The organism is Pseudarthrobacter oxydans (assembly GCF_034258515.1).
Lineage (GTDB): Bacteria > Actinomycetota > Actinomycetes > Actinomycetales > Micrococcaceae > Arthrobacter.
In genome coordinates this window covers 2,723,269-2,735,842 of the sequence record NZ_CP139438.1, presented here as the reverse complement: position 1 = coordinate 2,735,842, position 12,574 = coordinate 2,723,269, and the positions used below count along the sequence as shown (strand labels likewise).

General features: G+C 66.1%; 8 protein-coding genes. 7 read left to right on the top strand and 1 reads right to left on the bottom strand.

The window, feature by feature from the left end; all coding sequences use genetic code 11:
* Positions 1 to 104 precede the first annotated feature (104 nt).
* Positions 105 to 1,178 carry a hypothetical protein gene (locus SMD14_RS12335; RefSeq protein ID WP_321213828.1) on the bottom strand — a complete coding sequence of 358 codons (1,074 nt, stop codon included), beginning with the start codon at positions 1,176 to 1,178 and terminating at the stop codon, positions 105 to 107.
* 265 nt (positions 1,179 to 1,443) lie between these two features.
* Between SMD14_RS12335 and ilvD the strand changes: the two genes are divergently transcribed.
* From ilvD to SMD14_RS12300, 7 genes are all read left to right on the top strand, one after another.
* Positions 1,444 to 3,162: a dihydroxy-acid dehydratase gene (gene ilvD, locus SMD14_RS12330; RefSeq protein WP_321213827.1), complete on the top strand. Its 1,719-nt coding sequence runs from the start codon at positions 1,444 to 1,446 to the stop codon at positions 3,160 to 3,162.
* A gap of 384 nt (positions 3,163 to 3,546) precedes the next feature.
* Entirely contained in the window at positions 3,547 to 5,451 is a 1,905-nt protein-coding gene (locus SMD14_RS12325; RefSeq protein WP_321213826.1) for an acetolactate synthase large subunit, read from the top strand.
* A 2-nt stretch (positions 5,452 to 5,453) separates the two neighbouring features.
* Positions 5,454 to 5,966, top strand: a complete 513-nt coding sequence (ilvN, locus tag SMD14_RS12320) for an acetolactate synthase small subunit (protein WP_009356538.1) — start codon at positions 5,454 to 5,456, stop codon at positions 5,964 to 5,966.
* 90 nt (positions 5,967 to 6,056) lie between these two features.
* On the top strand, positions 6,057 to 7,082 hold the full coding sequence (ilvC, locus tag SMD14_RS12315; protein ID WP_321213825.1) for a ketol-acid reductoisomerase: 1,026 nt from the start codon (positions 6,057 to 6,059) through the stop codon (positions 7,080 to 7,082).
* A gap of 126 nt (positions 7,083 to 7,208) precedes the next feature.
* Positions 7,209 to 8,798, top strand: coding sequence for a phosphoglycerate dehydrogenase (serA, locus tag SMD14_RS12310; protein WP_321213824.1), 1,590 nt, complete (start codon positions 7,209 to 7,211; stop codon positions 8,796 to 8,798).
* Between the two features lie 216 nt (positions 8,799 to 9,014).
* A complete protein-coding gene (locus SMD14_RS12305; protein WP_157241877.1) occupies positions 9,015 to 11,810 on the top strand; it encodes an ABC transporter permease in 2,796 nt (931 codons plus the stop codon).
* Complete coding sequence (locus SMD14_RS12300) at positions 11,807 to 12,562, top strand: ATP-binding cassette domain-containing protein (protein ID WP_321213823.1); 756 nt, start codon at positions 11,807 to 11,809, stop codon at positions 12,560 to 12,562. The genes SMD14_RS12305 and SMD14_RS12300 overlap by 4 nt, the downstream gene beginning before the upstream one ends.
* Positions 12,563 to 12,574 lie beyond the last annotated feature (12 nt).

Below are 12,574 nucleotides of genomic sequence, written 5' to 3'. Positions count from 1 at the left end.
TCCGGCGTCCTGGCGACGTAGCGGATCGTGCCGTACTGCCCTGTGAAATGGGCCACAGGGCAGCAGCGAAACCGGTGGTGGTGCCGTAGGCGCCGGCGCGGGCCTTACTCGAGCCGCCTCCGGCGGGGAACCCGGAAGCCCGCGGCCTCGGCATGGGCGGCCGACTCAAACCAGACCTCGGCCCGCGCCTGGTCATATTCGGGATGCCCCTCCTCGTAATAGACCATGGTTCCGGCGTCACCCTTGACCGTGTAGCCGGCCGGTCCGCTGCCATCCGCTGCCGCGGCCGCTGAGCCCGCCCCGTAGGGTTCATCCGCCGCCAGGTGTCCTGCGGGTTCCGTCGCTGCTGCGGCCTGGGGCTGTCGGGCGTGGTCGGCTCCGTTTTCAGTCACGGCGGAAGACTGGGTGCGGTCCGCCGTTTCTGCCGCGGGCGCGCTGTCGGGAACGACGGCAGCTGTCGGCGTTGCGGGCGCGCCGCCACCGGCGGGCTGGCCCGCGGCAGAGGCACTCGCAGCACTACTCACAGCACCACGTGCAGTGCCGTTTTCAGTACCGGCACCCGCCGGCGTGGAAGCCCGGCCCGCCGGACCGGCGTCGTCCAGGTCCTCCACCGCCGCCGTCTCGGCGCCCGGGAGGGTGGGGGCGTGCGGCTCCGTGTATTCAGGGTGATGGACCGGCCGGGATGCCGGCGCCGGTTCTGCCGGCTGGTCCGCGGGAGCCGGGGAAGGAGCCGCCATGGACGCGCCACCGGTCCCGGCCGGGCTTTCCTGCAGAGGACTTTCCTGCGGCCCGCGGTGCGATGCTCCGCCGGCTGCAACGACGGAGGAGCCCGAGGCCTCGGACCATTTGGTTTCCCACTCGTCCTCGTCCTGGCGGCGGCGCTCGTCCTGGCCGGGTACTGGGGGGACTGCAGCCGGTGCCGCCGTATCTGCGGGTTCCTCTGCGGTGGTCGGCGCTGCAGGTTCGGCGGGACGGCCGAAACCTGCTGCGCCGGGAAGGCCGGTGGTGCCGGCTGCTTCAGCAGAGGCAGCGGCGCTTCCGCCCGAGAGCGCTCCGTCGGTGCGCGTGCGCTCGGCGCCGGACTCCCCGGACGGCTTGGATGCACTGTTGCGGTTCAGCAACCACCACACAACGCCGATGATGACAATGATCAGGATGATCCAGAAAACGAAATCCATGGCAGGCCCTTCAGTCCGGATGGCAAGGTGTCTTTTCCTGACGCTACGTCCGGCGGCCACGACTGTCCAGATTGACGGCAGTGGCTGTTGCGCGGCGCGGGGCTGGAAGACGCCCGTGAGCCAGCGCCCGGCGGGACGGGCCCCGAACGATTCGTCTCACTATGCGAGATGGCAGTCCATGATCCGGCATCGAATTTCAGGCTTTTGGTATTGAGGGGCATGAACCTGTCGTTCCGGTGTGGAGCCGAGCCCTAGACTTTCCCCTATGAGTGACGCCCAGATCGCAACCGAGAACAAGCCTGACATCAAACCCCGGAGCCGGGTCGTAACGGACGGAATCCACGCGGCGCCCGCCCGCGGCATGTTCCGGGCGGTCGGTATGGGTGATGACGACTTCGCCAAGCCCCAGGTCGGCGTCGCCAGTTCCTGGAACGAAATCACTCCCTGCAACCTCTCCCTGAACCGGCTTGCGCAAGGCGCCAAGGAAGGCGTCCACGCCGGCGGCGGGTTCCCCATGCAGTTCGGCACCATTTCGGTTTCCGACGGCATCTCCATGGGCCATGAGGGCATGCACTTCTCCCTGGTGTCACGCGAAGTCATTGCCGACTCCGTGGAGACCGTTATGCAGGCGGAGCGGATTGACGGTTCGGTCCTGCTGGCCGGCTGCGACAAGTCCCTCCCCGGCATGCTGATGGCAGCTGCCCGCCTGGACCTGTCCAGCGTCTTCCTTTACGCCGGTTCCATCATGCCGGGCTGGGTCAAGCTTGAGGACGGCTCCGAGAAGGAAGTCACCCTCATCGACGCGTTCGAGGCCGTTGGTGCCTGCGCCGCGGGCAAGATGAGCATGGAGGACCTGACCCGCATCGAAAAGGCCATCTGCCCCGGCGAAGGTGCCTGCGGCGGGATGTACACGGCCAACACCATGGCCTGCATCGGCGAGGCCCTGGGCATGTCCCTGCCCGGCTCGGCCGCCCCGCCCTCGGCAGACCGCCGTCGTGATGAATTCGCCCGCAAGTCAGGCGAGGCAGTGGTCAACCTGCTCCGCCAGGGCATCACTGCGCGCGACATCATGACCAAGAAAGCGTTCGAGAACGCCATCGCCGTCACCATGGCCTTCGGCGGCTCCACCAACGCCGTGCTGCACCTCCTGGCGATCGCCCGCGAGGCCGAAGTTGAGCTGACGCTGGATGACTTCAACCGCATCGGCGACAAGATCCCCCACCTGGGCGACCTCAAACCGTTCGGCCGCTACGTCATGACCGACGTGGACAGGATCGGCGGCGTGCCGGTGATCATGAAGGCACTGCTCGACGCCGGCCTGCTGCACGGCGACTGCCTCACCGTCACCGGCAAGACCGTGGCCGAAAACCTCGACGCCATCAACCCGCCGGATGTGGACGGCAAGATCCTGCGCGCGCTGGACAACCCCATCCACAAGACCGGCGGCATCACCATCCTGCACGGCACCATGGCGCCCGAGGGCGCAGTGGTGAAGAGCGCAGGCTTCGATGCCGATGTCTTTGAAGGCACCGCCCGCGTCTTCGAGCGTGAACAGGGAGCCCTGGACGCCCTGGACAACGGCCGGATCCACGCCGGGGACGTCGTCGTTATCCGCTACGAGGGCCCCAAGGGCGGTCCGGGCATGCGCGAGATGCTCGCCATCACGGGCGCCATCAAGGGCGCAGGCCTGGGCAAGGACGTCCTGCTCCTTACCGACGGCCGGTTCTCCGGCGGCACCACAGGCCTGTGCATCGGCCACGTGGCTCCGGAAGCGGTCGACGGCGGCCCCATCGCCTTCGTGAAGGACGGCGACCGTATCCGCGTGGACATCGCAGCCCGCAGCTTCGACCTGCTGGTGGACGAGGCCGAGCTCGAAGCCCGCAAGGTGGGCTGGGAGCCGCTCCCGGCCAGGTACACCAAGGGCGTGCTCGCCAAGTACGCCAAGCTGGTGCACAGTGCCAGCACAGGCGCATACTGCGGCTGATGCCTTCCCCTTGCATGAGGCGCTGAGCGCCTCATGCAAGGGGCCCCTCGGCATCACCCTTGTTAAGCCCTTCCGGGCCAGGGTGAGTGGCTGTAGGTTTTGATCCTTCCGCTGGAGGATCAATAAGTGGACAATGGGGTCCACATGGTGAGATCGTGGCACGGCTCGTTGACACGCATCTCGCCCAGAGGGAAAACTGAACGCATGACTTTCGTTACCAGCTGCGCTGTTGCAGAAGCAGTCGTCGTCCTTAGCAAGCGCGTGGCCCACTAGCCCCGGCAACGAACTGTCACGCGCGAACCCCTCGAAGAGCCGCCAGGCTGAGGGGTTTTTTTATTTCCCGCAGTTTCCACGAACCACAGATGATCCACAAGGAAGAGTCCGATGAGCAAAGGATCGCCCATCAGCCCCTCGCTGATGGCCACCAAGTCCGCCGGAGCCGCCAAGGCTCCGGACCGCGCCGACCGGACGGCTGAGAACGCCGTCGTCGCCGAGCTTGCCGCCGTCTCTCCTGTCCTTGGGCCGAACAACGTCGTACCCCCGACGGTGATGACCGGCTCGCAAGCAATTGTCCGCTCGCTCGAAGAACTCGGCGTCGACGATATTTTCGGTTTGCCCGGTGGCGCGATCCTGCCCACCTACGACCCCTTGATGGCCTCCAGCATGAACCACGTGCTGGTCCGTCACGAACAGGGAGCCGGCCACGCCGCGCAAGGCTACGCCATGGTGACCGGGCGGGTGGGCGTCTGCATCGCCACCTCGGGCCCGGGCGCCACCAACCTCGTTACCGCCATCATGGATGCCCACATGGACTCCGTTCCGCTGGTGGCCATCACCGGCCAGGTGTCCAGCGGTGTGATCGGCACCGACGCGTTCCAGGAAGCCGACATCGTGGGCATCACCATGCCCATCACCAAGCACTCGTTCCTGGTGACCGACCCCAACGACATCCCGCATGTCATGGCGGAAGCGTTCCACCTCGCTTCCACCGGGCGCCCCGGTCCCGTCCTCGTGGACGTGGCCAAGGACGCCCAGGTAGGCGAGATGACCTTCTCCTGGCCGCCGCGCATCGACCTGCCCGGTTACCGTCCGGTCACCCGAGGGCACAACAAGCAGGTACGCGAGGCCGCCAAGCTGATTGCCGCGGCCAGCAAACCTGTGCTGTACGTGGGCGGCGGTGTCATCAAAGCGCACGCATCCGCTGAGCTGCTGGCACTCGCCGAGGCCACGGGAGCCCCGGTCGTCACCACGCTGATGGCCAAGGGCGCGTTCCCGGACTCACACCCGCAGCACATGGGAATGCCCGGCATGCACGGCACCGTTTCGGCGGTGACTGCCTTGCAGCAGTCGGACCTGCTGATCACCCTCGGTGCCCGGTTCGACGACCGCGTCACCGGCGTGCTGAAGACGTTCGCACCGATGGCCAAGGTCATCCACGCCGACATCGACCCGGCCGAAATCTCCAAGAACCGCACTGCGGATGTGCCGATTGTTGGTTCGGTCAAGGAGATCATTCCGGAGCTCACCGAAGCCGTCCGCACCCAGTTCGAGGCGTCGGGCACCCCGGACCTCACCACCTGGTGGGCCTTCCTCAACAACCTCAAGGAAACCTACCCGCTGGGCTGGACCGAGCCGGACGACGGCCTGACCGCCCCGCAGAAGGTCATCGAGCGGATCGGCGCCCTGACCGGTCCGGAAGGCGTCTACGTGGCAGGCGTTGGCCAGCACCAGATGTGGGCAGCTCAGTTCATCAAGTACGAGCGCCCGCATGCCTGGCTCAACTCGGGCGGCGCCGGCACCATGGGCTATGCCGTGCCGGCTGCGATGGGCGCCAAGGTGGGCGAGCCGGACCGGGTGGTCTGGGCCATCGACGGCGACGGCTGCTTCCAGATGACCAACCAGGAACTGGCCACCTGCGCCATTAACAAGATCCCCATCAAGGTTGCCGTCATCAACAACTCCTCCCTGGGCATGGTGCGCCAGTGGCAGACCCTCTTCTACGAAGGCCGCTACTCGAACACCGACCTGAACACCGGCCACGACACCGTCCGCATCCCGGACTTCGTCAAGCTGGGGGAGGCGTACGGCTGCGCCTCGTTCCGCTGTGAACGCGACGAGGACATCGACGCCACCATCCAGAAGGCCCTCGAAATCAATGACCGCCCCGTAGTCATCGACTTCGTGGTGAGCCCCAACTCCATGGTGTGGCCGATGGTGCCCGCCGGCGTGAGCAACGACCAGATCCAGGTTGCCCGCAACATGACCCCGGAATGGGAAGAAGAGGACTGACCATGAGCCGCCACACACTTTCCGTCCTGGTGGAAGACAAGCCGGGCGTCCTGACCCGGGTTGCGAGCCTCTTCGCCCGGCGCGCCTTCAACATCAACTCCCTGGCCGTCGGCCCCACCGAGGTTCCGGGCATTTCCCGGATGACGGTCGTTGTCGACGCCGACGGCGACCTCATCGAGCAGGTCACCAAGCAGCTCAACAAGCTGATCAACGTCATCAAGATCGTTGAGCTGACTTCCGAATCTTCCGTACAGCGCGACCACATCCTGGTCAAGGTACGTGCGGATGCCGCAACACGCCTGCAGGTTACCCAGGCCGCAGACCTGTTCCGTGCCGCCGTCGTCGACGTGTCCACAGACTCGTTGGTGATCGAGGCAACCGGTACCCCGGAGAAGCTCGCAGCGCTGCTTTCAGTGCTGGAGCCCTTCGGCATCCGCGAAATCGTGCAGTCCGGCACCCTGGCCGTTGGACGGGGATCCCGCTCCATGAGTGACAGGGCGCTGCGCTCCGCTTAGGCCCTCAAGGTCCCGCGCGGCAGTACGCAACGCCCGTAACCGCACCACGCAAGACACCTATCTACAATCCACTCAAGAGGAGTTACGCAAGTGACTGAAATGTTCTACGACGACGACGCCGACCTGTCGATTATCCAGGGCCGCAAGGTAGCCATTGTTGGCTACGGTTCCCAGGGCCACGCCCACGCGCTTAACCTGCGCGATTCCGGCGTCGAGGTTGTCATCGCCCTGAAGGACGGCTCCAAGTCCGCACCCAAGGCCGAGGACGCAGGCTTCACGGTCAAGAACGTTGCCGACGCCGCCGAATGGGCCGACGTCATCATGATCCTGGCGCCGGACCAGCACCAGCGCTCGATCTACAACGACTCCATCAAGGACAAGCTGAAGCCCGGCAAGGCCCTTGCCTTCGCCCACGGTTTCAACATCCGCTTCGGCTACATCCAGGCTCCGGAGGGCGTTGACGTCATCCTCGTCGCCCCGAAGGCTCCGGGCCACACCGTGCGCCGCGAATTCGAAGCCGGCCGCGGCATCCCGGACATCATCGCCGTCGAACAGGACGCCACCGGTTCCGCCTGGGAGCTGGCCAAGTCCTACGCCAAGGCCATCGGCGGCACCCGCGCCGGCGTCATCAAGACCACCTTCACCGAAGAAACCGAAACGGACCTCTTCGGCGAGCAGGCCGTCCTGTGCGGCGGCGTGTCCCAGCTGGTCCAGTACGGCTTCGAAACCCTGACCGAAGCCGGCTACCAGCCGCAGATCGCCTACTTCGAGGTCCTCCACGAGCTCAAGCTCATCGTCGACCTCATGTGGGAAGGCGGCATTGCCAAGCAGCGCTGGAGCGTTTCGGACACCGCTGAGTACGGCGACTACGTCTCCGGTCCCCGCGTCATCACCCCCGAGGTGAAGGAAAACATGAAGGCCGTCCTGGCCGACATCCAGTCCGGCGCCTTCGCCAAGCGTTTCATCGAGGACCAGGACAACGGCGGCGTCGAATTCAAGGCCCTGCGTGCCAAGGCTGAGCAGCACCCCATCGAGGCTGTTGGCCGCGAACTGCGCTCCCTCTTCGCCTGGCAGCAGCAGGACGTGGACTACGTCGAAGGTTCCGCAGCCCGCTAAGGCTGGCCCAACGTGCCGTTATAAAGTCAGACTGTGAGGCCGGGTTCACACTTAACAATGTGAGCCCGGCCTTTCCGTCGGCCTAGACTATTTTTATCCCCCGGACTGCAACGCAGAGGATCAGCCGTGTCAAAACCCGTAGTACTGCTCGCCGAAGAACTTTCCCCCGCTACCGTCGAGGCCCTGGGCCCGGACTTCGAGATCCGCCAGACCGACGGCGCCGACCGTTCCCAGCTGCTCTCCGCCATTGGCGACGTTGACGCGATCCTGGTCCGCTCGGCAACGCAGGTGGACGCCGAGGCGATCGCCGCTGCGAAGAACCTCAAGGTCATCGCCCGTGCGGGAGTAGGCCTGGACAACGTGGACATCAAGGCAGCCACGCAGGCCGGTGTCATGGTGGTGAACGCGCCCACCTCCAACATCGTCTCGGCAGCTGAACTCACGGTGGGACACATCCTCAGCCTGGCCCGCCACATCCCGCAGGCCAGCGCCGCCCTCAAGGACGGCGAGTGGAAGCGCTCCAAGTACACGGGCATCGAACTCTTCGAAAAGAAGATCGGCATCATCGGCCTCGGCAGGATCGGCGCCCTCGTCGCTGCCCGCCTGAAGGGCTTTGACACCAAGATCCTCGCCTATGATCCGTACATCACCTCAGCCCGCGCCGCACAGCTCGGCGTCCAGCTGGTGACCCTGGATGAGCTCCTGGCCCAGGCGGACTTCATCACCATCCACATGCCCAAGACGCCGGAGACGGTGGGCATGCTGGGCGCGGACGCCTTCAAGAAGATGAAGAGCACCGCCTACGTTGTCAACGTGGCCCGCGGCGGACTGGTGGACGAGGAAGCACTCTTTACGGCCCTGCAGGACGGCGAAATCGCCGGCGCCGGCGTGGACGTCTTCTCCAAGGAGCCGAGCACCGACCTGCCGTTCTTCAAGCTGGACAACGTGGTGGTCACCCCGCACCTCGGGGCCTCCACCGACGAAGCCCAGGAAAAGGCCGGCGTTTCGGTCGCCAAGTCGGTCCGCCTCGCCCTCGCCGGTGAACTGGTGCCCGACGCCGTGAACGTGGCCGGCGGCGTCATTGCCCCCGACGTCCGCCCCGGCATCCCGCTGATCGAGAAGCTGGGCCGGATCTTCACAGCCCTGACCCATGCCTCCCTGACCCAGTTCGACGTTGAGGTTGCCGGCGAGATTTCATCCCTCGATGTCAAGGTCCTGGAGCTGGCCGCCCTCAAGGGCATCTTCGCCGACGTCGTGACCGAGCAGGTCTCCTATGTCAACGCGCCGGTCATCGCCGAGCAGCGGGGCATCAACGTCCGCCTGATCACCACCCCGGAAACCGAGTCCTACCGGAACGTCCTGACCCTCCGCGGCGCCCTCAGCGACGGCAGCCAGATCTCGGTGGCCGGTACCCTGACCGGACCCAAGCAGATCCAGAAGCTGGTGGGCATCAACGGGTTCGAGGTGGAAATCCCGATCAGCGAACACCTGGTGGTAGTGGCCTACACCGACCGCCCGGGCGTGATCGGAACGATCGGCCATATCCTGGGCATGAACAACATCAACATCGCCGGCATGCAGGTTGCGCGCTCTGACGAGGGCGGCCAGGTGCTCGCGCTCCTGACCATCGACAGCTCGGTGCCGCAGCAGGTCCTCGACGCCATCAAGGCCGGCATCGGCGCCGAAATGGTACGTGAAGTGGACCTGGAGGACTAGTCCACGGCAGCGAAACGCCGTACCCGCCGGACCCGCTTCGGCGAGTCCCCGCAAGGCCACGTATGATTGGCCGGTCTGCTTACAATGGCTTGGTCCTCATTCAGGACCGGGGCCGGCAGGCCGGCCAATTACCTTTTGCACATCAGTCCGTAATAGTCCATGTCCGCCCCGCGCGGACTCGAATGTGCGCACGCATTCCAGGTTTCAGGGAGTTCCATGAACGCCGTCCAGAGGTTCATCAGAAGCAGGGTGCTGCTGTTGACCGCGGCCATCTTGATCGCAGCCATGTGCTTGTCGGTCCTCGTCCAAAGCCAGTCACAGGCTGCACTCAACAGGACCGTGGATGAAAATTCACGGGGACTCTATGACATCCTGGTCCAGGCCAAGGCGCCTTCCGGCGCGCTGATGCAGCCGGAGATCGCCAACGGGACCGGAGGCATCAGCTTTGAACAGCTGGAAGCCATCAAAAAGCTGACCGGAACCTCCGTGGCAGCCCCCATCAGCCTCGTCTCCCGGGTGACCCAGAACCTCGAGTCGCCCCGCCTGGAGGCCATGGACTACCTGGGCTACAACGCCGGGCTGGCCGGCACCGCAACGGCCGACCAGGCCGCCGGGGCAACCGCCCCGGACCAGTGGCCTGCCGCCGAATCCGTGCTGAGCGACGAAAGCAAGAAGTACCGCCTGACCGCCAGCGCCGTCAGCTCCGACGGCGTCTCTGAGCAGACGCTGTTCAAGTCCACTGCCGAAGGCACCCTGGGCAAGGCCAAGCTCGTTGAAGAAAAGGCCGCCGGAGGCAGCAGTATCAGGATCGCTGCACCCAAGGATGAAACGGGCATCAAGTTTCCCGCCCCGGCCGGCGGCTCCGAGCACAACCTCTTCAACCTGTCCGTATCACTGCCCCTCGCCCCTGAGGTAACCGAATCGGTGGTGGCAGTGGACCCGGCCGCCGAGCGGGCCCTGCTGGGCTCGGCGGGCGACTTCCTGGCCCCGCTGGAGAAGGCGCCGCCCGCTGATGCACGCGACGCGGGCGCCGTGGGCCGCTACCTTGAAGGGCTCTTCACCAACGGCATCAGCCTGGACCAGCTGAAGGAAGGGCCGGACTTCCTCGGCGTCAAGCTCAAGTACTGGGCACCGCTGATGACCCAGTACCAGCAGGCCAAGCGGACCGGGCAGCTGACTGCCGACTCCCAGGCCATTCCGCTGATCGTGCGCTCCGGCACGTCGCTGGACCTCAAGTACAACGTCAAGATCGAAGAGATTGACGGCGCCGGCAAGGTCGTCAAGGACGTCGGTACCGTTTCCCGGTCCCTGGACAAGGATTACCTCCCGTTCGTCTCCAAGGACCCCTTCGTCCTTTCCTGGCCGGGCTCCACGGACCACTCATCCCTGCTTGGGAGCACCGGCAACTTCAACCAGGGCCTCTACACCCCGGCCACGTGGAGCACCGACTTTGCCGCCGCACCCAAGTACACGGACGGCGAAACGGCTGCGAACGGCGCCGTGGACAAGGCAGCAGTTCCCGGCGAATGGGTGACCGTCAACCGGCTGCCCGAGAAGAGCGCCAACGGCGCCCCTGTTGACCAGACCCAGCGCGAACCCGTGGACGAACGTTCCTACCGCGAGAACCTCGAAACGGGGTCGCAGGCAGCTGCTCCGCTGGCGATGGTCTACGGCACGTTCGACCCCTCTGCCGTTGCTGCCGCCGCCGGCGACGTCAACAAGCTGCCGCTCGGTGGCTACGACCCCACCCCGTTCACCCTGGTCAAGGACGCTGCCGGAAACGATGTCCCGGCCACGGAGCTGGAACCTTCCCTGAGCGCCACCGGCCTGGCCAGCCAGTCCGCCGGTGCCATCACCGATTACTACGGGCTTGCCGCTGCCCGGGGTTACACCGACAACGCCAGCGTGATCGACGCCGTCCGGGTCCGCGCGAAGGCGCCGGGCAGCTGGAAGCAGGCGCAGCCCGACGTCGAGAAGCTGGCGGGCGAAATCCGCGCGATGGGCCTGGAAGCCACCATTGTGGCCGGTTCCGCACGCGAGGATGCCAGCATCTTCGTTCCCGGCTACTCCAAGGACGGCGCCGGGAAGGAATCCGCCCTGGGCACCGTCCGGCAGTCCTGGGTGCGGCAGAACGCTGCCGAAGCCGTCACCGGATCCTTGTCCGGCACCAACGTCACGCTGCTCTTCCTGACGCTCTGCGGTGCAGCCCTCCTGACGGGGGCATCCACCGTCAGCTACATCCGCAAGCGAAGGAGCGAAGCCGGAACGCTCCGGGCCATGGGCTGGACCCAGCGCCGGGTGCGCCGGTGGGTGCTGGAGGAGTTCGGAGTGGGCGCCGTCCTGCTGGCCGTCGCCGGGACCGTGCTGAGCCTGGTGAGCTGGAGCCTTGCCACGGCCCTCGTGTCCGTGTCCGTCCTTGTGCTCTACGCGGCTGCGGCCTTCTTCGCAGCGCAGCAGCTGCGCCATGGCCACGTCGTGGACCAGGAGCCGCAGCATGACGAGCGGCTCATCCCGGTGGACTCGCCGCTGACTTTCGCCAACCGCCAGCTGAGCACCAACAAATTCAACACGATCTCCCTTGCCTTGGCCGTAGGCGTGTTCGGCGCTGCAGTGGGCGGCCTCATCGCCTTGCTCATTGACATTCCCCGCGCTGCCGGCGCCAGTGCCCTGAGTGGCCTGGCCGCAGCCAGTGTTGCCCTGCCCAGCATCCTCCTCGCCCTTTCGGGCGTGGCTGTCGGGCTGGTGCTCACGCTGGTCACCGGGCGGTTTGAGCTCAACGCCAAGCGCCAGTACCTCGGCATCCTCGAGGCGATGGGTTGGAACCCGGACATGCTGCGCCAGGTCCGGCTGTTCGAGAATGCCCTGGTGGGAACCCTTGCCCTGCCGCTGGGCGTGCTGGGCGCCCTGGGGATAGGCCTGCTGCTGGCGCCGTACGCTGCACTGTGGGCGGGCGTGGCAGGCCTTGTGGCTGTACTTTGCTGGATACCGATTGCAACGAAAGTGGTCCAATGACAAACCCGACGAATGTCCAGCGGAGCCGCCGGTCCGGCTCCGCGGAGGTCCCCCTGCAGACCCGCGCCAACACCATCGTCAAGGCCTCCGACCACGGGACCCCGCTGGAACTGAACGACATCACCATCCGCTACGGCGGGGGCAAGGGCGGTGCCGAAGCCGTCAGCGTGGTGGAAGGCTTCGACCTCACCCTGCACGCCGGCGAGATGCACTGCGTTGCCGGCCGCAGCGGCTCCGGCAAGACCAGCATCCTCACCGTCGGCGCGGGACTGACGCTGCCGACGTCGGGCCGTGTCTACTGGGAAGGCGATTCCCTCGAAAGCATGGGCGACGACGAAATCGCCGACCGCCGTCGTGCCTTGATCGGTTACGTCGACCAGGGCGGTGCACTGATTGACGGGATGAGCGCCCTCGAGAACGTGCTGCTGCCCGCTGTCCCTGACGGCGAAGTGGACCAGCGCCGCGACATGGCCAAGGACCTGCTGGACCTCGTGGGGCTGGGCCGCCGCATGCGGCACCGTCCTGCCCAGCTCTCCGGCGGTGAACGCCAGCGCGTCGCCATTGCCCGGGCACTGATCCTGGGCACGCGCGTCCTGGTGGTGGATGAGCCCACTGCCAGCCTCGACCGTGCCTCTGCCAACCGGATCATCAGCATCCTGAAGGACACCACGTCGGACGGAATCGCCGTCCTGGTGGCCTCGCACGACCACGAACTCGTCCGTCTCAGCGATACCCTGACCGAACTCATCTAGCCCGCCCCTCCG